The sequence below is a fragment of the Lelliottia nimipressuralis genome (assembly GCF_004402045.1).
In the GTDB taxonomy this organism is placed as follows: Bacteria; Pseudomonadota; Gammaproteobacteria; order Enterobacterales; family Enterobacteriaceae; genus Enterobacter; species Enterobacter chinensis.
Genome location: NZ_SOMG01000011.1, coordinates 429,369 through 455,277 on the forward strand (window position 1 = coordinate 429,369; position 25,909 = coordinate 455,277).

Annotated in this window: 21 protein-coding genes; 18 read left to right on the top strand and 3 right to left on the bottom strand. The window is 55.2% G+C overall.

Annotated features, from left to right (window positions below):
* Positions 1-149: 149 nt before the first annotated feature.
* Positions 150-1,502, bottom strand: a complete 1,353-nt coding sequence (gene yegD / locus E3U32_RS05235; protein ID WP_134347909.1) for a molecular chaperone — start codon at positions 1,500-1,502, stop codon at positions 150-152.
* Between the two features lie 130 nt (positions 1,503-1,632).
* Here yegD and alkA point away from each other — a divergent pair, with 130 nt between their 5' ends.
* Positions 1,633-2,505, top strand: a complete 873-nt coding sequence (gene alkA / locus E3U32_RS05240; protein ID WP_134347910.1) for a DNA-3-methyladenine glycosylase 2 — start codon at positions 1,633-1,635, stop codon at positions 2,503-2,505.
* On the opposite strand, the gene E3U32_RS05245 is transcribed toward alkA, so the two are convergent.
* Positions 2,470-5,799: a diguanylate cyclase gene (locus tag E3U32_RS05245; protein ID WP_134347911.1), complete on the bottom strand. Its 3,330-nt coding sequence runs from the start codon at positions 5,797-5,799 to the stop codon at positions 2,470-2,472. The genes alkA and E3U32_RS05245 overlap by 36 nt on opposite strands.
* A 343-nt stretch (positions 5,800-6,142) precedes the next feature.
* On the opposite strand from E3U32_RS05245, the gene udk reads away from it, so the two are divergent.
* From udk to asmA, 3 genes are all read left to right on the top strand, one after another.
* Positions 6,143-6,784, top strand: coding sequence for a uridine kinase (udk, locus tag E3U32_RS05250; RefSeq protein ID WP_033145985.1), 642 nt, complete (start codon positions 6,143-6,145; stop codon positions 6,782-6,784).
* A 91-nt stretch (positions 6,785-6,875) separates the two neighbouring features.
* Positions 6,876-7,457, top strand: a complete 582-nt coding sequence (dcd, locus tag E3U32_RS05255) for a dCTP deaminase (protein ID WP_028016363.1) — start codon at positions 6,876-6,878, stop codon at positions 7,455-7,457.
* Positions 7,458-7,479: 22 nt separating this feature from the next.
* A complete protein-coding gene (gene asmA, locus E3U32_RS05260; RefSeq protein ID WP_134347912.1) occupies positions 7,480-9,330 on the top strand; it encodes an outer membrane assembly protein AsmA in 1,851 nt (616 codons plus the stop codon).
* A 90-nt stretch (positions 9,331-9,420) separates the two neighbouring features.
* Here the strand turns inward: asmA and E3U32_RS05265 are convergent, their stop codons facing one another.
* On the bottom strand, positions 9,421-11,004 hold the full coding sequence (locus tag E3U32_RS05265) for a TerC family protein (RefSeq protein WP_134347913.1): 1,584 nt from the start codon (positions 11,002-11,004) through the stop codon (positions 9,421-9,423).
* Positions 11,005-11,696: 692 nt separating this feature from the next.
* Between E3U32_RS05265 and E3U32_RS05270 the strand changes: the two genes are divergently transcribed.
* From E3U32_RS05270 to cpsB, 14 genes are all read left to right on the top strand, one after another.
* The gene (locus E3U32_RS05270; RefSeq protein WP_134347914.1) at positions 11,697-12,836 is read left to right on the top strand and encodes a polysaccharide export protein; all 1,140 of its coding nucleotides are present in this window, start codon (positions 11,697-11,699) and stop codon (positions 12,834-12,836) included.
* Positions 12,837-12,842: 6 nt separating this feature from the next.
* Positions 12,843-13,286 (top strand): low molecular weight protein-tyrosine-phosphatase Wzb, encoded by a 444-nt coding sequence (gene wzb, locus E3U32_RS05275; protein WP_134347915.1) that lies wholly within the window; start codon positions 12,843-12,845, stop codon positions 13,284-13,286.
* A 2-nt stretch (positions 13,287-13,288) separates the two neighbouring features.
* Positions 13,289-15,451 (top strand): tyrosine-protein kinase Wzc, encoded by a 2,163-nt coding sequence (gene wzc / locus E3U32_RS05280; protein WP_134347916.1) that lies wholly within the window; start codon positions 13,289-13,291, stop codon positions 15,449-15,451.
* Positions 15,452-15,517: 66 nt separating this feature from the next.
* Positions 15,518-16,360 (top strand): colanic acid biosynthesis glycosyltransferase WcaA, encoded by an 843-nt coding sequence (gene wcaA, locus E3U32_RS05285; protein ID WP_134347917.1) that lies wholly within the window; start codon positions 15,518-15,520, stop codon positions 16,358-16,360.
* Positions 16,360-16,851 (top strand): colanic acid biosynthesis acetyltransferase WcaB, encoded by a 492-nt coding sequence (gene wcaB / locus E3U32_RS05290; protein ID WP_059311144.1) that lies wholly within the window; start codon positions 16,360-16,362, stop codon positions 16,849-16,851. The genes wcaA and wcaB overlap by 1 nt, the downstream gene beginning before the upstream one ends.
* Entirely contained in the window at positions 16,848-18,065 is a 1,218-nt protein-coding gene (wcaC, locus tag E3U32_RS05295; RefSeq protein WP_134347918.1) for a colanic acid biosynthesis glycosyltransferase WcaC, read from the top strand. Before wcaB ends, wcaC begins: the two co-directional genes overlap by 4 nt.
* On the top strand, positions 18,040-19,260 hold the full coding sequence (gene wcaD / locus E3U32_RS05300; RefSeq protein WP_047346492.1) for a colanic acid polymerase WcaD: 1,221 nt from the start codon (positions 18,040-18,042) through the stop codon (positions 19,258-19,260). Before wcaC ends, wcaD begins: the two co-directional genes overlap by 26 nt.
* 16 nt (positions 19,261-19,276) lie before the next feature.
* Complete coding sequence (wcaE, locus tag E3U32_RS05305) at positions 19,277-20,023, top strand: colanic acid biosynthesis glycosyltransferase WcaE (protein WP_134347919.1); 747 nt, start codon at positions 19,277-19,279, stop codon at positions 20,021-20,023.
* Positions 20,024-20,038: 15 nt separating this feature from the next.
* Complete coding sequence (gene wcaF / locus E3U32_RS05310; protein ID WP_134347920.1) at positions 20,039-20,593, top strand: colanic acid biosynthesis acetyltransferase WcaF; 555 nt, start codon at positions 20,039-20,041, stop codon at positions 20,591-20,593.
* A 21-nt stretch (positions 20,594-20,614) separates the two neighbouring features.
* The gene (gmd, locus tag E3U32_RS05315) at positions 20,615-21,736 is read left to right on the top strand and encodes a GDP-mannose 4,6-dehydratase (RefSeq protein ID WP_063144525.1); all 1,122 of its coding nucleotides are present in this window, start codon (positions 20,615-20,617) and stop codon (positions 21,734-21,736) included.
* A gap of 2 nt (positions 21,737-21,738) precedes the next feature.
* Positions 21,739-22,704 carry a GDP-L-fucose synthase gene (gene fcl, locus E3U32_RS05320; protein ID WP_134347921.1) on the top strand — a complete coding sequence of 322 codons (966 nt, stop codon included), beginning with the start codon at positions 21,739-21,741 and terminating at the stop codon, positions 22,702-22,704.
* 2 nt (positions 22,705-22,706) lie between these two features.
* Complete coding sequence (locus E3U32_RS05325; protein ID WP_134348077.1) at positions 22,707-23,186, top strand: GDP-mannose mannosyl hydrolase; 480 nt, start codon at positions 22,707-22,709, stop codon at positions 23,184-23,186.
* The gene (gene wcaI, locus E3U32_RS05330; protein WP_134347922.1) at positions 23,183-24,406 is read left to right on the top strand and encodes a colanic acid biosynthesis fucosyltransferase WcaI; all 1,224 of its coding nucleotides are present in this window, start codon (positions 23,183-23,185) and stop codon (positions 24,404-24,406) included. Before E3U32_RS05325 ends, wcaI begins: the two co-directional genes overlap by 4 nt.
* A 3-nt stretch (positions 24,407-24,409) precedes the next feature.
* Positions 24,410-25,846 carry a mannose-1-phosphate guanyltransferase gene (gene cpsB, locus E3U32_RS05335; RefSeq protein ID WP_134347923.1) on the top strand — a complete coding sequence of 479 codons (1,437 nt, stop codon included), beginning with the start codon at positions 24,410-24,412 and terminating at the stop codon, positions 25,844-25,846.
* Positions 25,847-25,909 lie beyond the last annotated feature (63 nt).

Consider the following 25,909-nt stretch of genomic DNA (forward strand, 5'->3'; position numbering starts at 1 on the left):
ACAGCGGAAAAATGGAGGAAATATGGAAGACTGTCAGGAATGGTCTGAGTGTGGTGCTCTTTTTAGCCGGGTGACGCTTCGCTTACCCGGCCTACACTCGAGGGTTTTGTAGCCCGGGTAAGGCGAAGCCGCCGCCCGGTGCAACGACATTAACTAAACATCACCTGCGCCCAGCGTGCCAGCCCTGCGGTAACGGAGCCAAAGTCATCCCTACCGGCAATCGGAATACCTGGCAGCTGTTCCGCCAGCGCTTTTTTAATCAGCGGCGAACGAGCGCTCCCCCCGGTCAGATAAATCACGTCGGGCTTCTCTTTGCCGTTTTCCAGCGCCAGCTGCACCTGTTCCAGAATGCGCTGCAGCGGCTGAGCAAGTGCGGTTTCCAGCCCGTCCTGCGAAATCGCCGTAGCCAGATCGTCACTGATAAACGGCAGCGAGACCGCATGCTCTGTGCGGTCGGAAAGCGCTATTTTACTCTCTTCCGCAGTACGTACCACGCGGTAGCTCAGGCGCTGACGCCATACTTTATACAGCAGGGCGACCTTCTCGGCGTCCTGCGCGTCGCGCACCAGATCGTTCAGGAAGCGGCCGTTTGCGGTGCTGTAAAAATCACTTTGTGCAGGCACGTCGTTGATGGCAATCGCGTTCCACCATGGCAGGATCGGCAGAGCGATCCCTTTTTCCGTTTGCCCACCCATGCCCAGCAGCGGCATCAGGCTCTTGAATGCCAGCGCGATATCGAGATCGTTACCGCCTACGCGGCAGCCGCTGTGCCCCAGCAGGCTGTTTTCGCGGTCACGACGGTTATGCCACTGCGGCCCCATCAGCAGCAGCGAGCAGTCTGTGGTGCCCCCGCCGATGTCGACCACCAGCACGCGCTTCTCTTCCGACAGCGTGGCTTCAAAGTCAAGCCCCGCCGCAACCGGCTCGTACTGGAATACCACGTCGCGGAAGCCTGCGCGGTGCGCCGCGCGCTCCAGGATCCCCTGCGCCTGCTGGTTGGCCTCATCGCCCCCCAGCCCCTGGAAGTTGATTGGTCGACCAATCACCGCCTGGGTAATCGCCTCTGGGACCTGCGTCTGCGCCTGATTGCGGATGTGCAGCATCATCGCGCAAACCAGATCTTCAAACATCGCCACCTGCTGCGGCTTCAGGCCGCTGGCGCCGAGGAAGGATTTTGGCGACTTAACGAAGTAGACCTCTTCAGGGTCTTCAATGTAGTGCCCGAGCGAAGAGAGGCCGAACTGCACGCTGGACGGCGAAACGTCGATGTCTTCCTCGCGGTTGAAACTGACCGCCCGGCGCAGCAAGGCCTGCGATTCTGCCGCCGTGGCCGGAACCTGATGGTGGCGGAACAGCCATTCGCTGACCGCTTCGCGGGTGGGCGCGCAGAGCATTGACGGCAGCAGCGTGCTCTCTTTTTCCATTTTCAGGAGCTGTGGTTGCCCGTTTTGCATAATCGCAACCGAGCAGTTTGCCGTACCGTAGTCGAATCCAATAAACACGATGAATCCCCATGCCAGTGAGAAGGGGCGAGACTTTAACGAAATGTCTTCATGGCGACAACAGGAATATGAAAGCAAGGCGAAACAGGACCTTTCCGTTTATGCTGTGGAGAACCCAAAAGGAGCAACGATGTATACCCTGACCTGGCTTCCCCCTTACGACTGGCAGTGGATGTTTGGCTTTCTTGGCGCGCGTGCGGTGACGGGCATTGAAACCGTCACGAGCGACTACTATGAGCGCAGTTTTGCCTGCGAAGGACATCAGGGGATCTTTCGCGTTACGCCGGATATTGCCACCCATACGCTGAGCGTGACGCTCAGTCCGGGGTTAATCCCGGTTGCGCAGACGTGTCTTAAGCGCATAGAACGCCTGTTCGATCTGGCCTGCAACCCGCAGCACATCCTGGATACGCTGGGCGATCTCGGCGCGGCGCGGCCGGGCTTGCGTTTGCCGGGGGCGATGGATGCGTACGAGCAGGGCGTCCGGGCGATTCTTGGGCAACTGGTGAGCGTGGCGATGGCGGCGAAGCTGGCGTCACGGGTGGTGGCGCTGTGCGGTGAACCCTTAGCGGATTGTCCCGGCTATCTCTTTTTCCCCACGCCGCAGGCGCTGGCGGCCGCGGACCCGCTGGCGTTGAAAGCGCTGGGCATGCCGGTAAAGCGCGCAGAGTCATTGATTCATCTGGCGCAGTCGGTCATCGAGGGGACGTTTCCGCTTTTCCCGCCCGCGAATATTGAAGAGGGGATGAAGGCGTTACAACAGCGGCCGGGAATTGGCCGCTGGACGGCAAACTACCTGGCCCTGCGCGGCTGGCAGGCGAAAGATGTGTTTCTGCCGGATGATTATCTGGTTAAGCAGCGCTTCGCCGGAATGACGCCGGCGCAAATTCGTCGCTACGCCGAGCGCTGGCAGCCGTGGCGCTCTTACGCGCTGCTGCACATCTGGTATACCGACGGCTGGGCGCCGTCAGTTGATGGCGAAATAGCTGGTATTAAGAAGTAGATCCAGCGGCTGCGGCTCGGCGATGGTGTCGCCAAAGATAAAATCAATGCCGATGCCGGAGAGCGTATCCATCATGATGGGCTGGTTACAGGGGCCGGCTATGGTCTTCATGCCCAGACGCTGGGCATGGCCCTGAACGATAGTGACCATCATTTCATCCATCAGATTGCCATAAACGTTGGTTACCACTTCCGCATCCAGCAACAGATAGTCGGCCATATTCGCGCTCAGGTGGGTAAAGACGTTCATGTCGCGCCCCACCTGGCTGAAGATCACGCGGCAGCCCGCCTGGCGAAGCTTTTGCAGACCCCGCTGCAGGTTCTTATCCGGGTTGCACACCACGTCGGCTGAGATAACCAGATGCAGGAGACGGCCCGGCATCGGGCTTTTATCCAGCAGATCGAGAAGTTCATCGACCAGCGTCACGCTGGCCAAACCGGCCTCAGAAAGCGGAAGAGCGACGCCCATACCTTTACTGGCGATCTGTGCCGCAGAGGCGCGGAAAAACTCACTAAAGATACGTCTGTCGAGCGCGTGCAAGAGCTCAGGCTCCGCCAGGCCCGAGCGGAAAGCGTGCTCTTCCTGGACTTCGCCCTGACTGGTCCACAGGCGTAATGAAATCAGCCAGAAATTGCTGCTTTCCGGGATGCGCGGGGAGGCGACGCTGCGGGCAATCATCATCAGGTGATTGTCTTTAATCATGTGCCACTGTTCATCAAGCGACATCATGCTGCGCGTGTTGTGATCCCGCTCCTGCTGGGGTTCGTAAACAGTCACCATGCCGCGTCCGCTGTTTTTCGAGGCGTAACAGGCAATGTCCGCCTGCGACATGACCTCCGACGCCTGATGGTTATTTTCATCAATCAGCGTGATACCTGCGCTGGCGCCGATCCGGTGCAGACGGCCTTCCCATATAAAGTGATACTCATTGATCGTCTGAATCAGGCGACCGGCGATATAGCGTGCGCTTTCAATATTGCAGTCCGGTAACAGTAACCCGAACTCGTCGCCGCCCAGGCGCGCCAGCACGTCGCTGGAGCGAAGCATGGTCAGCATTAAGGACGAGAGTTCCCGCAGCAGCGCATCACCGGCGGCATGGCCTGCCGTATCGTTGACGGCTTTAAAACGATCGAGGTCGATAAAGACCAGGGCGTGACGCTGGCGCGTTTCACGCACGGTCTGCAGGAGCCGTTTGAGATGGTTTTCGAAGCTGACCCGGTTGGCGAGGTGGGTCAGGGCATCGTGGGAGGCGCTGTAGCTCAGCTGGCGCAGCATTTTGCGCGACTCGGTCACGTCCTGAATCACGATAACGGAGCCAATACTCTGCCCATCCAGCGTGCTGAGCGGTGTAATACTGTAATGAATATCGAAGTTTCCGCCAGTGCGGCAGTTCAGCACGACGTCCTGATCGATATCGGAACGGGACATGTCGCCGCTGTGGATATTCTCCATCAGCGGCCCTTTTTCACCAAAGGTGATGTGTAACACCGTCAGGACCGGCTGGCCAATAGCCTCGGTCTGCAACCAGCCGCTCATTTTCTCGGCGACCGGGTTCATAAAGGTGACATTCATGTTGATATCGGTACACAACACCGCTTCACCGATGGAATCAAGGGTAATGTGAAGACGCTCTTTTTCCTGGAAGAGGGCTTCGTTGAGCTGCTTTACCTCGGTCATGTCCATGTTGATACCGAGCAGTCGTTCAACTTCACCCTGCTTATTCAGCACCTGGTTCGCCAGGGAGCGAATGTGGCGCACGCCTTCCTTCACGCGGATGCGGAATTCCAGCTTAAACGGCAGACGGGAGATCAGTGAGTCCCGCAGGACCTGCTCAGCGTGGGCGCGATCCTCGGGCAGCATAGTTTCATGCCAGAGCTGCCAGGTGGGCTTGATGTGCGGCGGAATTTCATACAGCTCAAACATCCGCTTATCCCAGCTAATAATATCTGGCTCCAGATCCCACTCCCAGATGCCGATCCCGCCCGCTTCGTTAGCAAGCGTAATGCGCTCCATCAGGCGTTTGTTGACCCACTCGGTCTGCTTCAGGTCGTTAATATCTTCAATCTGGGCGATAAAATAGAGCGGTGAGCCGTCGGCATGACGCACGACGGAGACAGCAAGGAGCGCCCAGACCACTTCCCCATTACGGGTGTAATAGCGCTTCTCGAGGGTGTAGGTGTTGATTTCGCCATTGACCAGCTGTTCCAGTTGCTCCAGATCGGTATGGAGATCTTCCGGCCAGGTGAGCTGCTGAAAGGTCAGTGCCTGAAGCTCCGTCTGGCTGTAACCGAGAAAATTGCACAGCGCCTTGTTGGCCTGAAGCCATTTGCCCTCAATGCTGACCAGCGCCATACCGATGGCGGAATACTCCATCGCATTACGAAAACGCTCCTCGCTTTCGGTGATGTGCTTGCGTTCGGCGCGGAAGGCATACATCACCATGGTCATTACGTTGGCTGGCAGAAGCAGCATCAGGAACGGCAGCCACGGTGCGTTCAGCATCGCCCCGGCGTGCTGGGTTGTCAGCGCCACCGGGTTCCGGGCAATCATCAGCGACACGACCATCACGGTGACCAGAAACACCATGAACGCTTCCATCCGCGGCAAGCGCACCGCGCTCCACATCAGCAGAACGATAACGCAGGTAAAGGGCCACGGCAGCCAGGTGATGGCTGCCCAACTGAGGGCTAACGTCACGGCCAGCGTGGTCAGCGTTTCCAGCAGCAATCTTGGGTCACGGTGGCGCAGCAGATAATGCGGTTTAAACAACAGTCCCAGTGGCACCAGCGCCAGCGCGCCAATGGCCTCTGACAATACCCAAACGAAGAAATTACGCAGTGGCTCAGTGCCGGGTGCCAGCAGCGATACCAGAACGCCGCCCACCAGCGGCGGAATCAGTGCGCTGCCGATGGCCACGCGGATCCAGTCATTCAGATTTTGCAGCGGGTTGTACCACGGGAGCAATTTACGCAGGAGTAACGCACCGATGACGGCCTCAATCACGTTGATTGAGGGGAAGATGAGGCTTATCGACCCCCATGAAAACAGCATCCAAGAGGCCAGAATATTGCCGAACGAGCAGGCCAGGGCAATGCCCGGCCACATTTTTCCGGCATGGCGGTAAAACGCCACCATCATAATGGCGGTGGGAAACCAGAGCGGGGCCAGCAGCGTGCCGAAACGGGTGAGCTCCAGCGAAAATAAAGTAAAGATAAAGGTGACCAGGCCCAGACAGACGAGTCGTAATAAAGGATGTGGGGTGGTAACCAAAACCCGCTGGTATTGTTTATTCATTACCGCTTTATCCAGAAACGCCATGCCGGCAGGAAAGATGTCCAAACGCGTGAATTTGATAATTTGGTTTATGCTAGTACAAACAATTTACAATTCATATGGCGACTGCTCAGAATTTGACACCATAGCCTTATTAAATAGTTACTCCGTGAAAAAAATGGGTTAAACGCTGAAAAAACGTTCATTTTAATTTCACTCAGGGAGTAACGCGTCACTTTTCGGGCAGTCTCGCAGAACCTGCGCATTCGACTGGTATCACGCCCGCGAAATCCCTATAATTGCCGCGTTTGACGCTCCGGCGTCGTCCTTCCTTAACATCCAGGTTAATCAGGTCGCTAAATTTATGACTGATAAGTCTCATCAGTGCGTCATTATAGGCATCGCCGGCGCATCGGCTTCAGGTAAAAGTCTAATTGCCAGTACGCTTTATCGCGAACTGCGTGAACAAGTAGGTGATGAGCATATCGGCGTCATTCCCGAAGACAGCTATTACAAAGATCAATCCCATCTGTCGATGGAAGAGCGCGTCAAAACCAACTATGACCACCCGAATGCGATGGATCACAGCTTGCTGTTCCAGCATTTAGAAGCGCTTAAGAGTGGCCAGGCGATTGAACTGCCCGTTTACAGTTACGTAGAACATACCCGTACCCGGGAAACGATCCGCATTGAGCCGAAAAAGGTCATTATCCTTGAAGGCATCCTGCTGCTGACCGATGCCCGTCTGCGTGAATCCATGAACTTCTCGATTTTCGTCGATACCCCGCTGGATATCTGCCTGATGCGCCGCATCAAGCGTGACGTTAATGAACGCGGCCGTTCGATGGATTCCGTTATGGCGCAATATCAGAAAACAGTCCGCCCGATGTTCCTGCAATTTATTGAACCTTCCAAACAATACGCCGATATCATTGTGCCGCGCGGAGGCAAAAACCGCATCGCGATTGATATCTTAAAAGCGAAAATCAGCCAGTTTTTTGAATAAGCCGCGTGAATTGTGTACCGTTCAGAGATAACCTGGTTTTACCCTGAGCGTTTACCGCCTCAGGGTACGATGCATGAAAGGAGAAAGTGCCATGCGTCTTTGCGATCGTGATATTGAAGCCTGGCTGGATGAAGGCCGTCTGTCTATTACCCCTCGTCCACCGGTGGAACGTATCAATGGGGTGACCGTTGATGTTCGGTTAGGAAATAAATTCCGCACCTTTAGCGGCCATACCGCACCGTTTATTGATCTTAGCGGGCCGAAGGACGAAGTCAGCGCCGCGCTCGATCGCGTGATGAGTGACGAAATCGTTATTGACGAAGGCGAAGCCTTTTATCTGCATCCGGGTGAACTGGCGCTGGCGGTGACGTATGAATCCGTCACCCTGCCTGCGGACCTGGTCGGCTGGCTTGATGGCCGTTCTTCACTGGCGCGACTGGGGCTGATGGTTCACGTGACTGCGCACCGTATCGATCCAGGCTGGTCGGGTCGTATCGTGCTGGAATTCTTCAATGCCGGTAAACTGCCTCTGGCGCTGCGTCCCGGAATGATGATTGGTGCGTTAAGCTTTGAACCGCTGTCAGGCCCGGCAGACAGGCCTTATAACCGCCGGCAGGACGCAAAATATCGCGACCAGCAGGGCGCGGTTGCCAGCCGTATTGATAAAGACTGAACGCGAGTCCATTGAGGTAGCCATGAGAAGAGTTCTGACGACGCTGATGATTTTGCTGGTGGTGCTGGTTGCTGGCCTTTCGGCGTTGGTTCTGCTGGTTAACCCTAATGATTTTCGCACTTACATGGTGCGGCAGGTCGAAGCACGCAGTGGTTATCAACTGAAGCTTGATGGATCGCTGCGCTGGCACGTCTGGCCGCAGCTCAGCATTCTCTCTGGCCGCATGTCGCTTACCGCGCCGGGGGCTTCCCAGCCGCTGGTTTCCGCAGACAACATGCGCCTTGATGTGGCGCTGATCCCGCTCATTTCCCATCAGCTGCAGGTTAAACAGGTGATGCTGAAAGGCGCGGTGATTCAGCTCACCCCGCAAACCGAAGCCGTGCGTGATGCAAATGCGCCGGTTGCGCCACGCGAAAATACCCTGCCGGATGAACCGTCTGATACAGGCTGGTCCTTTGATATCGGTAAACTGAAAGTCGCCGATAGCGTGCTGGTTTTCCAGCATGAGGATGAGGAACAGGTTACCGTTCGCAACATCAACCTGCAGATGGAACAGGACGCTCACCATCTTGCCTCGGTGGACTTTAGCGGGCGCATGAATCGCGATCAGCGCGATCTCACTCTGTCGCTAAATGCCAACGTCAATGCTTCAGACTATCCGCATCAGCTCACCGCCGACATCCAGCAGCTTAACTGGCAGCTGACGGGTGCCGATCTTCCTGCCCAGGGGATTACCGGACAGGGGACGCTGCAGGCCGTGTGGCGCGAAGAACAAAAGCAGCTCGAGCTGGATAATCTCAACCTGCAGGCGAATGACAGCACTCTGAAGGGGCAGGCGAGCGTCACGCTCGACGAGAAACCGAAGTGGGTGCTGAATCTGCAGTTTGACAAGCTCAATCTGGAAAACCTGTTGCCACCTCTGCCAGCAAGCGCAACGGACACCGATGCCGCGCAAACGGGACAAAGCCAGGCGCCGGTATCACGTCCGGTTATCTCGTCGAATCTTGAACAACCTGACTATAACGCCCTGCGCGGATTCACGGCGGATATTCTGCTGAAAGCCAATAGCCTGCGCTGGCGCGGCATTGATTTTACCGACGTAAGCAGCCAGATGTTTAACCATAACGGTTTGCTGGTGATCTCCGAACTGAGCGGCAAGATGGGCGAGGGGCACCTCTCACTGCCCGGCACGCTGGATGTCCGCAAAGACACTGGCAGCGCCGAATTCCAGCCGCGTCTCGACAACGTTGAGATTGGTACCATCCTGAAAGCGTTTAACTACCCGATAGCACTGACGGGTCAGCTGTCGCTGGCGGGTGACTTCTCGGGCACAAAAATTGATGCCGATGCCTTCCGCCGCGAGTGGCAGGGGCAGGCGCATATCGACTTAAAAGACTCACGTATGGAAGGGCTTAACTTCCAGCAGCTGGTGCAGCAGGCGGTGGAGCGCAGCAGCGACGTGAAAGCCCAGGAAAACTACGACAGCGCCACGCGCCTCGACAGCTTCACCACAGACCTGACGCTGGATAACGGACTGCTTACTCTGGTCGATATGCAGGGAACCTCGTCCATGCTCTCGCTGACGGGAGATGGCTCGCTGGATCTGGTAAAAGAGACGGCGGACACGCGCTTTAATGTGCGGGTGCTTTCCGGCTGGCAGGGCGAAAGCACGCTCATCGACTTCCTGAAAGAGACGCCGATTCCGCTGCGCGTTTACGGCAAATGGCAGGGGTTGAATTACAGCCTTCAGGTGGATCAGATCCTCCGTAAGCATCTGCAGGATGAAGCCAAACGTCGGCTTAACAGCTGGGCGGATCGTAATAAAGATTCACAGACAGGGAAGGATGTGAAAAAGCTGTTAGATAAGCTCTGATACCTGTAGTGCCGGGTGGCGGCTTTGCCTTACCCGGCCTACAAAAGCCAGACACCGTAGGCCGGGTAAGCGAAGCGCTACCCGGCTTTTTTACACCTCAAAATCCAGTTCTTCCTCATCCCGCAGCGGGATGAGCTGAACCTTCTGCACGCGATGGTTTTCAATCTGCAGGGTTTTAAGCAGATAGTCGCCCACCTGAACCTCTTCCCCCGGCTGCGGAATACGCTGCAAATATTCCATCAGCAGGCCGGCAATGGTGTGATATTCCCGTTTTTCATCCAGCGGCAGCGGCACATATTGCACCAGGTCCTCAAGCGGCATATGACCGTTGGCCGTCCATGAGCCGTCTGCGTTTTTCTGAATATCATGGCGGGCATCAATCTCATCCACCTCATTGGGCAAATTACCGGCGATGGTTTCCATCACGTCGCTGAGCGTGACCAGCCCTTCAACCGACCCAAACTCATCCACCACAAAGGCAAAGTGCGTGCGCGCGTTACGGAACTGCTCAAGGGCCGAAAGCAACGGTAGCCCTTCCGGGAAAACCAGCGGCTGGCGCACCAGGGCGCGGAGGTTGAGCGCCTCGCCGCGCAGCTGCTGTTGCAGCAGGTCGATGACGTGCACTACACCCAGCAGCTCCTCTTCCTCTTCTCCGCCGGTCACCACCACGCGAGTGTGCTGGTTTCTGTCCAGCAGGGCGCGAATTTGCACTTCCGGGGCCGTCAGGTCGATATGCTCAATGTCATGGCGCGACGTCATGATGCTGCTGACCGTGCGCTGATTCAGATTAAGCACCCGCTCAATCATCCGTCGTTCCTGCGGATCAAAGATCAGCCCGTCGCTGTGATCGGCCAGCATGGCGGAGGATTCGGCGTCCAGCTCCGCATCCTCTTTCTTCCCGCTTAACAGGCGCATGACCGTGTCGGCCGTGCGCTGACGCAGGGTCTGATTCGCGGAAAGGAAGCGGCGGCGGTTAAAGATCGCCAGCTGGTTAAGCGCTTCAATCATCACCGAGAAACCGATGGCGGCATACAGATAGCCTTTCGGAATATGGAAGCCAAAACCATCGGCCACCAGGCTAAAGCCAATCATCAGCAGGAAGCTCAGACAGAGGATGACGATGGTCGGGTGACTGTTCACAAACCGGGTCAGCGCCTTGCTGGCCATCACCATCAGCGTGATGGCGATAATCACCGCCGCCATCATCACCGCCAGATGGTCCACCATCCCAACGGCGGTGATCACCGAATCCAGGGAGAAGACCGCATCCAGCACCACAATTTGCGCCACCACCGGCCAGAACTTCGCTCCGCGGCGCTGGGTCGGGTTCTCGCTGTCTTTGCCTTCGAGCCGCTCATTCAGTTCCACGGTGGCTTTGAACAGCAGGAACAACCCGCCGAAGAGCATGATCAGATCGCGGGCGCTAAAGCTTAGCCCGTGAACGGAGAACAGGGGCTGAGTCAGCGTCACCAGCCAGGAGATAGAGGCCAACAGCAATAACCGCATCACCATCGCCAGCAGCAGACCCGTTACGCGCGCGCGGTCGCGCTGGGATGGGGGCAGTTTTTCAGCGAGGATGGCGATAAAAACCAGATTATCAATCCCGAGCACTAACTCGATGACGACCAGCGTAACCAGCCCGGCCCAGATTGAGGGATCGGCAATCCATTCCATAGTAATAGCAATACCTTCTGTTATATGACGAATGTCACACTTCGATCATGGATAAAGCCGGGATAAATTGCAATGCCGGGCTGAGATTTCTCTTAATACGATACGCTAAAAAGAGAGCAATCTGATGACGCTGTAAATAAGGCAAATACGTATATTTAATTACAGAAATATCATTTTAGGATATATCGCAGTTAATGGTTTTTACTCTCTTTTTGTCAATATAAAGAAAATCCTAAAAGGTTAAAACTTTGCTCTTAATATTAATCTTAAAAACCGATATTAGGACAGTTGTCTCCTTGCCTGCTATTAGGTTAGCTGCAACAATTCTCCCAGCATCAAATGTTAAATCTCGGTGTTGCTATTATTGTTCGGTCTTCAGGGATGGCTATTCATTATCTGCCGGGTTTCTCAAGCGGCTGATATATTTCCAGAAGACCTTACTCAAGAGGGTGTCTATCCATAACACATTGTTTAGTCAGTGGATTGGTAACTGAAAGCCAAGGGCGGTAGCGTGCCTGAAAGCGTGTGAATCAGCCTCGATTATTCTGTCAATAGCCAATGGATGAATAAGCTTTTTTTAGGACTGATGCCAGTTATATTTCTAATTGATTAACTGCATGCTGAAAACCAATACGACTCGAGCTTATTTAAATTGCACAGGATAATTACTCTGCCAAAGTGATAAATAATCAATGATGAAATCCAAAATGAAATTGATGCCATTATTGGTGTCTGTGACCTTGATGAGTGGTTGCACGGTCTTTCCCGGCAGCAATATGTCAACAATGGGTAAGGATGTGATCAAGCAACAGGATGCCGATTTTGATCTCGACAAAATGGTGAATGTTTATCCACTTACGCCACGTCTGGTCGAACAATTACGTCCACGTCCGAATGTAGCCCAGCCGAATATGTCGCTGGACCAGGAAATTGCCTCTTACCAGTACCGCGTGGGGCCGGGTGACGTGATTAACGTGACCGTCTGGGACCACCCCGAGCTGACCACGCCAGCGGGCCAGTACCGCAGCTCAAGCGACACCGGTAACTGGGTGCAGTCAGATGGCACCATGTTCTATCCCTACATTGGTAAAGTCCATGTTGTCGGGAAAACGCTTGCCGAGATCCGTAGTGATATTACCGGCCGCTTAGCGCAGTACATCGCCGACCCGCAGGTGGACGTTAATATCGCCGCATTCCGCTCGCAAAAAGCCTATATCTCCGGCCAGGTGAATAAATCGGGCCAGCAGGCCATCACCAACGTTCCTTTGACCGTGCTGGACGCCATTAACGCCGCGGGCGGCTTAACCGACGGTGCTGACTGGCGCAACGTGGTGCTGACGCATAACGGGAAAGAGCAGCGCATTTCCCTGCAGGCGCTGATGCAAAACGGCGATTTGACCCAGAACCGCCTGCTTTACCCGGGCGACATTCTCTACGTACCGCGCAATGACGATCTGAAAGTCTTCGTGATGGGTGAAGTGAAGAAACAGAGCACCCTCAAAATGGACTTCAGCGGTATGACCCTGACCGAAGCGCTGGGCAATGCTGAAGGTATCGATCTGACGACCTCTAACGCGACCGGTATCTTCGTCATCCGTCCGCTGAAAGGTGAGGGCAGTGCGAAAGGCAAGATTGCCAACATCTACCAGCTGGATATGTCCGATGCGACCTCTCTGGTGATGGCAACGGAGTTCCGTCTCCAGCCGTACGATGTGGTGTACGTCACCACCGCGCCGGTCGCCCGCTGGAACCGTCTGATCAACCAGTTGCTGCCAACCATCAGTGGCGTTCGCTACATGACGGATACGGCGCGCGACATTCATACCTGGTAATCCGCGATGTTTAACAAAATTCTGGTGGTATGCGTGGGGAACATCTGCCGTTCCCCAACGGCTGAGCGGCTGCTGAAACAGTATCAGCCCGACCTCACCGTTGATTCCGCAGGGCTGGGCGCGCTGGTCGGTAAAGGTGCCGATGAGCGCGCAACGAGCGTGGCGCGGGATCATAACCTCTCGCTCGACGGCCACGTTGCCCGCCAGGTCACCAGCCGCATGTGCCGGGAGTATGACCTGATCCTGACAATGGAAAAACGCCATATTCATGCGCTATGCGATATCGCACCGGAGATGCGCGGCAAAGTGATGCTGTTTGGTCACTGGGACAATGAACGCGAAATCCCCGATCCGTATCGCAAAAGCCATGAGGCCTTCGAGGCGGTTTACACCTTACTTGACCAGTCTGCCCAACAATGGGCGCAGGCACTGAAAGCTCAGCAGGGATAACAATGACAGAAAAAACAAGACCTTCTGCCGCCCCGACTTCGGGCAGTGATGAAATTGATATTGGGCGCCTGGTCGGCACTGTTGTAGAGGCAAAGTGGTGGGTACTTGGTATTACCGCCGTATTTGCCGCTGCGGCTGTCGTCTACACGCTGTTCGCCACCCCTATCTACAGCGCCGACGCGCTGGTGCAGATCGAGCAGAATACCGGGAACTCGCTGGTGCAGGACATTGGTTCTGCGCTGGCGAACAAGCCACCGGCATCTGACGCTGAAATACAGCTCATCCAGTCACGCCTGGTACTGGGTAAAACGGTTCACGACCTCGGGCTCGATATCTCCGTCACCAAAAATACCTTCCCGATCTTTGGTGCCGGCTGGGATCGCCTGATGGGCAGAAACAACGACACGGTGAAAGTCACTGATTTCGTGCTGCCGAAAGGGGCCGCCGATCAGACCTTTACTTTGACGGTGCTTGGCCCGAAACAGTATCAATTGACCAGCGACGCGGGCTTTAGCGCGCGCGGTGAAGTCGGGCAGATGCTCACCAAAGACGGCGTCAGCATGATGGTCAGCGCGATCAACGCCCATGAGGGTGGTGAATTCACCGTCACTAAATTCTCCACGCTGGGGATGATCAACAATCTGCAAAATAACCTCACCGTCACCGAAAACGGTAAGGACACCGGCGTGCTGAGCATGACCTTTACCGGTGAAGATAAGGATCAAATCCGCGACATCCTGAACAGCATTACCCGCAACTATCTTGAGCAGAACGTTGAGCGTAAGTCGGCTGAAGCGGCGAAAAGCCTGGCCTTCCTCGCCAAACAGCTCCCGGAAGTGCGCGCCCATCTGGATGATGCCGAGAACAAGCTGAACGCCTATCGTCAGGATAAAGACTCCGTTGACCTGCCGCTCGAGGCGAAATCGGTTCTCGATTCGATGGTCAACATTGATGCGCAGCTCAACGAGCTGACCTTCAAAGAAGCGGAGATTTCCAAGCTTTATACCAAACGTCATCCGGCCTACCGCACGCTGCTGGAAAAACGCCGTACGCTGGAAGAGGAAAAGGCGAAGCTCAATGACCGCGTAACCGCGATGCCGAAAACGCAGCAGGAAATCGTGCGTCTGACCCGCGACGTGGAATCCGGACAGCAGGTTTACATGCAGCTGCTGAACAAACAGCAGGAGCTGAAAATCACCGAAGCCAGTACCGTCGGTGACGTGCGCATCGTCGACCCGGCCATTACCCAGCCAGGCGTGCTGAAGCCGAAGAAAGCGCTGATTATTCTTGGCAGCATTATTCTGGGCCTGATGCTCTCCATCGTGGGCGTGCTGCTGCGTTCGCTGTTCAACCGTGGAATCGAAAGCCCGCAGGCGCTGGAAGAGAGCGGTATCAATGTTTATGCCAGCATCCCGCTGTCCGAGTGGCAAAAATCCCGTGACAGCGTCAAAACCATCAAAGGCGTTAAGCGTTACAAGCAGAGCCAGCTGCTGGCGGTGGGTAACCCAACCGATCTCGCCATCGAAGCGATACGTAGCCTGCGTACCAGTCTGCACTTCGCCATGATGCAGGCCAAAAACAACGTCCTGATGTTGACCGGGGTTAGCCCGTCAATCGGTAAAACCTTTGTCTGCGCCAACCTGGCGGCGGTGGTCAGCCAGACCAACAAGCGCGTGCTGCTGATCGACTGCGATATGCGTAAGGGCTACACCCACGAGCTGCTGGGCACCAACAACGTCAATGGTCTGTCAGAGATCCTGCTTGGCAAAGGTGAAATCAGCCAGAGCGCGAAACCTACAACGGTGCCGAAATTTGACCTGATCCCTCGCGGCCAGGTGCCGCCTAACCCGTCCGAGCTGCTGATGAGCGAGCGCTTCACCGAACTGGTTGAGTGGGCGAGCAAGAACTACGACCTGGTGCTGATCGATACGCCGCCAATTCTGGCCGTGACCGATGCTGCCGTTGTGGGTCGTCTGGCGGGTACCACGCTGATGGTGGCGCGTTACGCTGTGAACACATTGAAAGAAGTGGAAACCAGCCTGAGCCGCTTCGAGCAGAACGGCATTGAGGTGAAAGGGGTGATTCTGAACTCCATCTTCCGCCGCGCGACCGGGTATCAGGATTACGGTTATTACGAGTACGAATATAAATCTGACAGTAAATAAAAATCCCCCTCGCCCTAACCCTCAGCCCACAGGGAGAGGGTCGGGGTGAGGGATCAGGGGAAGACCATGACCACACAACGCCCTTTAGTTTCAATCTATATGCCGACATGGAATCGTCAGCAGCTGGCGATCCGCGCAATTAAATCGGTGTTACGTCAGGATTACGATAACTGGGAACTGATCATCGTCGATGACTGTTCTTCCTCGTATGAACAGCTGCAAAAATTTGTGACTGACCTCAACGACCAGCGGGTGGTTTATACGCACAACGCGATGAACTCCGGCGCCTGCGCGGTGCGTAATCAGGCGATTATGCAGGCCAAAGGGCAGTATCTTACCGGCATTGATGACGATGACGAATGGACGCCGAACCGCCTGTCTATCTTCCTGTCGCATAAAGAACAGCTGGTCACGCACGCTTTCCTGTATGCCAACGACTATGTCTGCCAGGGGGAGGTTTACTCGCAGCCTGCCAGCCTGCCGCTGTATCCGAAATCACCGTACTCCCGCCGCCTGTTCTACAAGCGCAACATTATTGGTAACCAGGTGTTTACCTGGGCGTGGCGCTTTAAAGAGTGCTTGTTCGATACCGAACTGAAGGCCGCGCAGGATTACGACATTTTCCTGCGCATGGTCGTGGAGTACGGCGAGCCCTGGAAAGTGGAAGAGGCCACGCAGATCCTGCACATCAACCACGGGGAGATGCAAATCACCTCCTCGCCGAAGAAATTCTCCGGCTACTTCCATTTTTACCGCAAGCATAAGGACAAGTTTGACCGTGCCAGCCGTAAATATCAGCTCTTTACCCTCTATCAGATCCGTAATAAGCGCATGAACTGGCGCACGCTGCTGACGCTGTTTTCCGTGCGTAACGGCAAGCGCCTGGCTGATGGGCTTCGGGGGAAATAATGTTTCTGGAAGATTGCCGCGCAAACAGCTGGAGCCTGCGACCGTGCTGCATGGTTCTGGCCTACCGCATCGCGCATTTTTGCTCGGTGTGGCGTAAGAAAAACGTACTGAACAACATCTGGGCGGCTCCGGTGCTGATCCTGTATCGCATCATCACCGAATGCTTTTTTGGTTATGAGATTCAGGCCGCTGCCACCATTGGTCGCCGCTTCACCATCCACCACGGCTATGCGGTGGTGATCAACAAGTTTGTGGTCGCCGGTGATGATTTCACCATTCGTCATGCGGTCACCATTGGCAACCGCGGGCCTGACAGCCTGGCCTGCCCGGTGATCGGCAACAACGTCGAGCTGGGCGCCAACGTGGTGATCATTGGTGATATTACGATAGGTAACAACGTCACGATTGGTGCTGGCAGCGTGGTGCTGGACAGCATTCCGGATAACGCGCTGGTGGTGGGAGAAAAAGCCCGCGTGAAGGTGATTAAATGAACATTCTGCAATTTAACGTACGCCTCGCAGAAGGCGGAGCAGCAGGCGTAGCGCTGGATCTGCACCAGCGTGCGCTGCAAAAAGGGCTTCAGTCCCGGTTTATTTACGGCTACGGCAAAGGCGGCAAGAAAAGCGTTAGCCACGATAACTATCCGCAGGTGCACAAGCACACGCCGCGTCTGACCTCGATTGCCAACATTGCCTTGTTCCGTCTGTTTAACCGCGATCTGTTTGGCAACCTGAACACGCTTTATCGCACGGTTACCCGCACCGCAGGCCCGGTCGTGCTGCATTTTCACGTGCTGCACAGCTACTGGCTGAATCTGGAAGAGGTGGTGGCGTTTTGTCAGAAGGTGCAGGCCCACAAGCCCGACACCCGTTTCGTCTGGACGCTGCACGATCACTGGAGCGTGACGGGGCGCTGCGCCTTTACCGATGGTTGCGAAGGCTGGAAAGATAACTGCCAGAAATGCCCGACGTTAAGCAACTACCCGCCGGTGAAAGTGGACCGTGCCCATCAACTGGTGGGGGGAAAGCGCCAGCTGTTTCGCGACATGCTCTCGCTCGGCTGTACCTTCATCTCCCCGAGCCAGCACGTGGCCGATGCGTTCAACAGCCTGTACGGGGCAGGGCGCTGTCAGATTATCAACAACGGCATCGACGTGGCGACGGAAGCCATTCTTGCCGAGCTGACCCCGGTGGCGGAAACTGCAGGCAAACCGAAAATCGCTATCGTAGCGCACGACCTGCGTTACGACGGTAAAACCAACCAGCAGCTGGTGCGCGACATGATAGCGCTGGGAGACAAGATAGAGCTTCACACCTTCGGCAAGCTTTCGCCGTTCGAAGGGGCCAACGTGGTGAACCACGGGTTTGAAACCGACAAGCGCAAACTGATGAGCGCGCTGAATGCCATGGATGCGCTGGTCTTCAGCTCGCGCGTGGATAACTATCCGCTGATCCTCTGCGAAGCGCTCTCCATCGGCGTGCCGGTGATTGCCACCCACAGCGATGCGGCGCGTGAAGTGCTGGAGAAATCCGGCGGGAAAACCTTTGCGGAGCAGGAGGTCTTGCCTCTGGTCCAACTGCCGAAGGCGCAGATCGCTGAGGCTGTTTTTGGCACTGACCTGGAATCGTTCCGCAACCGCAGCCGCAAGGCCTACAGCGGACAACAGATGCTGGAGGAATATGTCTCGTTCTATCAGAATCTGTAGTTATCTGCTGCTGCCGCTGATCTACCTGCTGGTCAACGTCAAAATTGCCCAGCTCGGCGAAAGCTTCCCGATAACCATCGTCACCTTCTTGCCCGTTCTGCTTCTGCTGTATGTCGATAAAATCAACCTAAAGAAGCTGATGATTGCCCTGGGGTTGGGCACGGGCCTGACGCTGTTTAACTACATCTTTGGCCAGTCGCTGGATGCCAGTAAATACGTCACGTCGACCATGCTGTTTGTTTATATTGTCATTATTATCGGAATGGTCTGGAGTATTCGGTTTAAAACGATTTCTCCGCACAATTATCGGAAAATCCTCAGGTTCTTTTATATTGCCGTTGCGTTAATTGTTATGCTTGCTGCAATGGAGATGGCGCAAATTATTCTCACCGGTGGCAGTAGCCTGATGGAGATAATTTCGAAATATCTCATTTACAGTAACAGCTATGTATTGAACTTCATTAAGTTTGGCGGGAAACGAACCACAGCCCTCTATTTTGAACCGGCGTTTTTCGCTCTGGCGTTAATCTCAATTTGGCTCAGCATCAAACAGTTTGGTATCAAAACGCCTAAGACCGATGCTATGATTCTTGCAGGAATTGTTCTGTCTGGATCGTTCTCAGGGGTAATGACATTTATCCTGTTTTACCTGCTGGAGTGGGCGTTTCAGTACCTGAACAAAGATGCGATTAAGAAAAAACTGCCGCTGGCGATTATCTCCCTGACGGTATTTATGGTAGGCGTGATATTTGCCTTCCCGTACATCTCAGAACGTCTGGGTGATTTGGGAACGGAAGGGTCCTCGTCCTATTATCGCATCATTGGTCCGCTGGTCATGGTGGGTTATTCCTTAACCCATATTGATGGTGTAGTAAGATTCGGCTCACTTTACGAATATGTTGCATCATTCGGAATCTTTAACGGTGCGGATGTCGGTAAAACCATAGACAATGGTCTGTATCTGTTAATTATTTATTTTTCGTGGTTCGCCGTACTGTTGACGCTGTGGTATCTGTTTAAAGTTTTCAAAATGATGATTAACGCGTTTGGGGATAACCAGAACTTTCGCGTGCAGCTTTATCTGTTTACACCGGTGTCGCTGTTTTTTACCGGGTCAATATTTAGCCCGGAATATGCTTTCTTGATTGTCTGTCCGTTTATTCTGCGCAAGGCGCTTAATATTACGAACGCATGACGAAATGAGGTGATTTATGTTTCTTAGCGTCATTACTGTCGCTTTTCGTAATTACGAAGGGGTGGTAAATACCTGGCGCTCGCTGCGTAACCTGGCGCGCGACCCAAGCCTCACCTTTGAGTGGATTGTGGTCGACGGTGGTTCGAATGATGGCACGGCGGAGTTTCTGGAAAAACTCAACGGTGAGTTCAACTTACGCTACATCAGCGAGAAAGATAAAGGCATCTACGATGCGATGAACAAAGGCATCAGCATGGCGCAAGGCCGTTATGCCATTTTCCTGAATTCCGGCGATATTTTCCACGACGATGTGGCGCTGTTTGCCCGTCAGCTGGCGCGCCAGAAAGAGGATGCCATGTATATTGGCGACGCGCTGCTCGATTTTGGCGATGGACATAAAGTATGCCGCAGCGCGAAGCCAGGCTGGTATATCTACCACAGTTTACCCGCCAGCCATCAGGCCATTTTCTTCCCGGTAAAAGGTCTGAAAAAGCAGCCTTACGATTTGCAGTATAAAGTGTCATCAGATTATGCCCTGGCCGCCAGTCTGTATAAATCTGGCTACCCGTTCCGTCGCATGAAAGGGCTGGTATCTGAATTTTCGATGGGTGGCGTATCAACGTCTAATAATCTCGAACTGTGTAAGGATGCAAAAAATGTGCAGCGCAGAATATTACGCGTGCCGGCATTCTGGGCAGAATTATCTTATTTATTACGCGTGCGCACCACGGGTAAAACGAAAGCCTTATATAACAAAGTCTGAATATAAGGAAACGTAATGCAGGATCTGAATGGTTTCTCCGTACCGAAAGGTTTTCGGGGCGCGGGCGGTATTAAAGTGCAGCTATGGTGGGCCGTTCAGGCCACCTTATTTGCCTGGTCACCGCAAATACTTTACCGCTGGCGAGCATTTTTATTGCGTCTGTTTGGCGCAAAAATCGGAAAAAACGTAGTCATTCGGCCTTCGGTAAAAATTACCTACCCCTGGAAATTAACGCTCGGGGATTACGCATGGGTAGGGGATGACGCGGTGTTATATACCCTGGGCGAAATTACGATTGGCGCAAATTCGGTGGTTTCACAGAAATGCTATTTGTGCACCGGCAGCCACGACTTTATGAGCCAGCATTTTGATATTACCGCTTCGCCTATTGTGATTGGCGAAAAATGCTGGCTGGCAACGGATGTTTTTGTTGCACCTGGTGTTTCTGTTGGCGATGGCACGGTAGTCGGTGCCCGCAGCAGCGTTTTTAAATCGCTACCGGCAAATAAAGTTTGCCGTGGCAACCCCGCAGTGGTGATACGCGAACGCGTTGAAACTGAAAAACTTTGATAAGTACAGAGGAATATAAACATGTCTAAAGTCGCTCTCATCACCGGCGTTACCGGACAGGATGGTTCTTACCTGGCAGAATTGCTGCTGGAAAAAGGGTATGAAGTTCACGGTATCAAACGTCGTGCCTCTTCATTCAACACTGAACGCGTGGATCATATTTATCAGGATCCGCATTCAGCTAACCCGAAATTCCATCTGCATTACGGCGATCTGACCGATTCCTCCAACCTGACCCGCATCCTGCAGGAAGTGCAGCCGGATGAAGTGTACAACCTGGGTGCGATGAGCCACGTAGCGGTCTCCTTCGAGTCTCCGGAATACACCGCCGACGTTGATGCCATGGGTACGCTGCGTCTGCTGGAAGCCATTCGCTTCCTCGGCCTTGAGAAGAAAACCCGCTTCTACCAGGCATCCACCTCTGAGCTGTATGGCCTGGTGCAGGAAATTCCACAGAAAGAGACCACGCCTTTCTACCCGCGCTCTCCGTACGCGGTTGCGAAACTGTACGCTTACTGGATCACCGTGAACTACCGTGAATCCTATGGCATGTATGCCTGTAACGGCATCCTGTTCAACCACGAGTCTCCACGCCGCGGCGAAACTTTCGTTACCCGCAAAATCACCCGCGCTATCGCTAACATCGCGCAGGGTCTGGAATCGTGCCTGCACCTCGGCAACATGGACTCCCTGCGTGACTGGGGCCATGCCAAAGACTACGTGAAAATGCAGTGGATGATGCTGCAGCAGGAACAGCCAGAAGATTTCGTGATCGCGACAGGCGTTCAGTACTCCGTTCGTCAGTTCGTGGAAATGGCTGCCGCGCAGCTGGGTATCAAACTGCGCTTTGAAGGTACCGGCGTGGAAGAGAAGGGCATCGTGGTGTCCGTGACCGGCCATGACGCACCGGGCGTGAAGCCGGGCGACGTTATCGTTCAGGTTGACCCGCGCTACTTCCGTCCTGCTGAAGTGGAAACCCTGCTGGGCGACCCAACCAAAGCGCACGAGAAACTGGGCTGGAAACCAGAAATCACTCTGCAGGAGATGGTTTCTGAGATGGTGGCCAAAGATCTTGAAGCAGCGAAAAAACACTCCCTGCTCAAGTCTCATGGCTACGAGGTTGCCATCGCGCTGGAGTCCTGAGAATGACAAAACAACGTATTTTTGTCGCCGGTCATCGCGGAATGGTGGGTTCCGCGATTGTCCGCCAGCTTGAACAGCGCGGCGACGTCGACGTGATTGTCCGCACCCGCGACGAGCTGAACCTGCTCGACAGCAGCGCGGTGCAGGACTTCTTTGCTAACGAACGCATTGACCAGGTGTATCTGGCGGCGGCAAAGGTGGGCGGCATTGTTGCCAACAACACCTACCCGGCGGATTTCATCTACGAAAACATGATGATTGAGAGCAACATCATTCACGCGGCGCATCTGCACAACGTGAACAAGCTGCTGTTCCTCGGATCGTCCTGTATTTACCCGAAAATGGCAAAACAGCCGATCGCCGAAAGCGAGCTGCTGCAGGGTACGCTGGAAGCGACCAACGAGCCTTACGCCATTGCCAAAATTGCCGGGATCAAGCTGTGCGAGTCCTACAACCGTCAGTACAACCGCGACTATCGTTCGGTGATGCCGACCAACCTGTACGGGCCGCACGACAACTTCCACCCGAGCAACTCGCACGTGATCCCGGCGCTGCTGCGTCGCTTCCACGAGGCGACCGCCGAGAACGCGCCGGATGTAGTGGTGTGGGGCAGCGGCACGCCGATGCGCGAATTCCTGCACGTGGACGACATGGCTGCCGCCAGCATTCACGTGATGGAGCTGGATCGCGAAGTGTGGCAGGAGAACACCGAGCCGATGCTGTCGCACATCAACGTGGGCACCGGCGTGGACTGCACCATTCGCGAGCTGGCGCAGACCATTGCGCAGGTGGTGGGCTACAAAGGCCGCGTGGTGTTTGACGCGACCAAACCGGACGGCACGCCGCGCAAGCTGCTGGACGTGACCCGTCTGCATCAGCTGGGCTGGTATCACGAGGTGTCACTGGAGCAGGGGCTGGCCAGTACCTACCAGTGGTTCCTGGAAAACCAGCACCGCTTCCGGGGGTAATGATGTTTTTAAGTCAGGAAGATTTTGCCACGGTAGTGCGCTCCACTCCGCTCATCTCAATTGATTTGATCGTGGAGAACGAACGCGGCGAGTTCTTGCTGGGGAAACGAACCAACCGTCCTGCACAGGGATTCTGGTTCGTGCCCGGCGGGCGCGTGCAGAAGGATGAGACGCTGAGCGATGCGTTTGAGCGTCTCACTCTGGCGGAACTGGGCCTGCAGCTGCAGCTGGCAGCGGGCCAGTTTTACGGGGTCTGGCAGCACTTCTATGACGATAACTTTTCGGGCACCGGGTTCACCACGCACTACATCGTGCTGGGGTTCCACCTGAAGGTGAGTGAGGCAGACCTGCGTCTGCCTGATTCTCAGCATGACGACTACCGCTGGCAGACGCCAGAGGCGCTGCTGGCGAGCGACAATGTGCACGACAACAGCCGTGCCTATTTCCTGGCCGATCGTCAGTCTGAGGTGCCGGGACTATGAAGATCCTCGTATACGGAATCAACTACTCGCCGGAATTGACCGGTATCGGGAAATACACCGGCGAGATGGTCGAGTGGATGGCGAGCCAGGGACATGACGTGCGGGTCATTACCGCGCCGCCGTACTACCCGGAATGGAAAGTAGGGGAGCGCTACTCAAGCTGGCGCTACCGTCGCGAAGAGGGTGCGGCGACCGTCTGGCGCTGCCCGCTGTATGTGCCTAAGCAACCCTCGACGCTGAAACGGTTGATTCATCTCGGCAGCTTTGCGCTGAGCAGTTTCTTCCCGCTGATGGCGCAGCGTCGCTGGAAGCCGGATCGCATCATTGGTGTGGTGCCGACGCTGTTTTGCACGCCGGGCATGCGCCTGCTGGGCAAACTCTCCGGCGCACGCACCCTGTTGCACATTCAGGATTATGAAGTGGACGCCATGCTCGGCCTGGGAATGGCAGGCAAGGGCAAGGGCGGCAAAGTGGCGAAACTTGCCAGCGCGTTTGAGCGCAGCGGTCTGCATAACGTGGATTACGTTTCGACCATCTCGCGCTCAATGATGAACAAGGCGCAGGAGAAAGGCGTCCCGGCCCAGAAGGTGATCTTCTTCCCGAACTGGTCTGAAGTCGCGCGTTTTCGTGACGTGACTGAGCAAGACGCTCAGGCGCTGCGCGCTCAGCTCGGTTTGCCTGATGACCAAAAAATCATTCTTTATTCGGGCAACATCGGCGAAAAGCAGGGGCTGGAGAGCGTGATTGAAGCGGCCCAGCAGCTAAGCGAACATCCGTGGACGTTTGTGATAGTCGGGCAGGGCGGTGGGAAAGCGCGGCTTGAGAAGATGGCAAGCGAACGCGGCCTGACCAACGTGAAGTTCTTCCCGCTTCAGTCTTACGAGGCATTGCCTGCGCTGCTGAAGATGGGCGACTGCCATCTGGTGGTGCAAAAACGCGGCGCGGCGGATGCGGTGCTGCCGTCCAAGCTGACCAACATTCTGGCAGTGGGCGGTAATGCAGTGATTACGGCAGAAGCCGAAACAGAATTAGGCCAGCTGTGTGACAGCTATCCGGGGATTGCGGTGTGCGTGGAGCCGGAATCGGTCCCGGCGCTGGTCACCGGCATTGAACAGGCACTCGCCATGCCAAAACTGAACACGGTGGCACGTGAATATGCCGAACGCACGCTCGAGAAAGAGAACGTGCTGAGCCAATTTATTGCAGATATACGGGGATAAATCATGAGTCAAACCACTTTGTATCCGGTTGTGATGGCTGGTGGCTCTGGTAGCCGGTTGTGGCCGCTGTCCCGCGTGCTCTATCCAAAACAGTTCCTCTGCCTGAAAGGGGAACTCACCATGCTGCAAACGACGGTTAACCGTCTGCACGGCGTGGAGTGTGAAAGCCCGGTGGTGATTTGTAACGAACAGCACCGCTTTATTGTTGCCGAGCAGCTGCGCCAGCTGAATAAACTCACAGAAAACATCATTCTGGAGCCTGCCGGACGTAATACCGCGCCTGCTATCGCCCTGGCGGCGCTGGCGGCAAAACGCAGCAGCCCGAATTGTGACCCGCTGATGTTGGTCCTGGCGGCTGATCACGTCATCCAGCAGGAAGACGCGTTCCGCGACGCGGTTCGTGCGGCTATTCCTTACGCCGATAGCGGCAAGCTGGTGACCTTCGGCATCGTGCCGGATCTGCCGGAAACGGGCTATGGCTATATTCGCCGCGGCAGCGTGACGCCGGGTGAAGGCGACAGCGTGGCGTTTGACGTGGCGCAGTTTGTTGAAAAGCCGAATTTGGAAACCGCGCAGGCGTATGTCGCCAGCGGTGAATATTACTGGAACAGTGGGATGTTCCTGTTCCGTGCCGGACGATACCTGGAAGAATTGCAGAAGTATCGCCCGGACATTCTCAGCGCCTGCGAGAAAGCGATGGCCACGGTTGATCCGGACCTCGATTTTATCCGTGTGGATGAAGAGGCGTTCCTCGCCTGTCCGGAAGAGTCTATTGACTACGCGGTGATGGAACGCACGGCAGATGCCGTCGTGGTACCGATGGATGCGGGCTGGAGCGATGTTGGCTCCTGGTCGTCCCTGTGGGAGATCAGCGCCCATACCCCGGAGGGTAACGTCCATCACGGTGATGTCATTAGCCACAAAACGGAAAACAGCTACGTCTATGCCGAGTCCGGCCTGGTGACCACCGTCGGGGTGAAAGATCTGGTGGTGGTTCAGACCAAAGACGCCGTGCTGATTGCCGACCGTAACGCCGTGCAGGACGTTAAAAAAGTGGTGGAGAAGATCAAGGCGGATGGTCGCCATGAGCACCACATTCACCGCGAAGTGTACCGTCCATGGGGGAAATATGACTCCATCGATGCCGGCGAGCGCTACCAGGTGAAACGTATCACCGTGAAGCCGGGCGAGGGGCTGTCTGTGCAGATGCACCACCACCGCGCTGAGCACTGGGTGGTGGTAGCGGGCACGGCAAAAGTCACTATCGACGGTGAAGTCAAACTGCTGGGTGAAAACGAGTCCATTTATATTCCTCTGGGGGCGACGCACTGTCTGGAGAACCCGGGGAAAATTCCTCTCGACTTAATTGAGGTGCGCTCCGGCTCGTACCTGGAAGAGGACGATATCGTGCGCTTCCAGGACCGCTACGGGCGGGTGTAGTACTCCGCATTATGCCCGGTGGCGCTGCGCTTACCGGGCCTACGAATGACAAAAAAATCAATT

Bases quoted from the DNA above. Each gene is read 5' to 3' on its own strand.
- alkA (WP_134347910.1), top strand. From the start codon at position 1,633: ATGTATACCCTGACCTGGCTTCCCCCTTACGACTGGCAGTGGATGTTT.
- E3U32_RS05245 (WP_134347911.1), bottom strand. From the start codon at position 5,799: ATGAATAAACAATACCAGCGGGTTTTGGTTACCACCCCACATCCTTTA.
- udk (WP_033145985.1), top strand. From the start codon at position 6,143: ATGACTGATAAGTCTCATCAGTGCGTCATTATAGGCATCGCCGGCGCA.
- dcd (WP_028016363.1), top strand. From the start codon at position 6,876: ATGCGTCTTTGCGATCGTGATATTGAAGCCTGGCTGGATGAAGGCCGT.
- asmA (WP_134347912.1), top strand. From the start codon at position 7,480: ATGAGAAGAGTTCTGACGACGCTGATGATTTTGCTGGTGGTGCTGGTT.
- E3U32_RS05265 (WP_134347913.1), bottom strand. From the start codon at position 11,004: ATGGAATGGATTGCCGATCCCTCAATCTGGGCCGGGCTGGTTACGCTG.
- E3U32_RS05270 (WP_134347914.1), top strand. From the start codon at position 11,697: ATGATGAAATCCAAAATGAAATTGATGCCATTATTGGTGTCTGTGACC.
- wzb (WP_134347915.1), top strand. From the start codon at position 12,843: ATGTTTAACAAAATTCTGGTGGTATGCGTGGGGAACATCTGCCGTTCC.
- wzc (WP_134347916.1), top strand. From the start codon at position 13,289: ATGACAGAAAAAACAAGACCTTCTGCCGCCCCGACTTCGGGCAGTGAT.
- wcaA (WP_134347917.1), top strand. From the start codon at position 15,518: ATGACCACACAACGCCCTTTAGTTTCAATCTATATGCCGACATGGAAT.
- wcaB (WP_059311144.1), top strand. From the start codon at position 16,360: ATGTTTCTGGAAGATTGCCGCGCAAACAGCTGGAGCCTGCGACCGTGC.
- wcaC (WP_134347918.1), top strand. From the start codon at position 16,848: ATGAACATTCTGCAATTTAACGTACGCCTCGCAGAAGGCGGAGCAGCA.
- wcaD (WP_047346492.1), top strand. From the start codon at position 18,040: ATGTCTCGTTCTATCAGAATCTGTAGTTATCTGCTGCTGCCGCTGATC.
- wcaE (WP_134347919.1), top strand. From the start codon at position 19,277: ATGTTTCTTAGCGTCATTACTGTCGCTTTTCGTAATTACGAAGGGGTG.
- wcaF (WP_134347920.1), top strand. From the start codon at position 20,039: ATGCAGGATCTGAATGGTTTCTCCGTACCGAAAGGTTTTCGGGGCGCG.
- gmd (WP_063144525.1), top strand. From the start codon at position 20,615: ATGTCTAAAGTCGCTCTCATCACCGGCGTTACCGGACAGGATGGTTCT.
- fcl (WP_134347921.1), top strand. From the start codon at position 21,739: ATGACAAAACAACGTATTTTTGTCGCCGGTCATCGCGGAATGGTGGGT.
- E3U32_RS05325 (WP_134348077.1), top strand. From the start codon at position 22,707: ATGTTTTTAAGTCAGGAAGATTTTGCCACGGTAGTGCGCTCCACTCCG.
- wcaI (WP_134347922.1), top strand. From the start codon at position 23,183: ATGAAGATCCTCGTATACGGAATCAACTACTCGCCGGAATTGACCGGT.
- cpsB (WP_134347923.1), top strand. From the start codon at position 24,410: ATGAGTCAAACCACTTTGTATCCGGTTGTGATGGCTGGTGGCTCTGGT.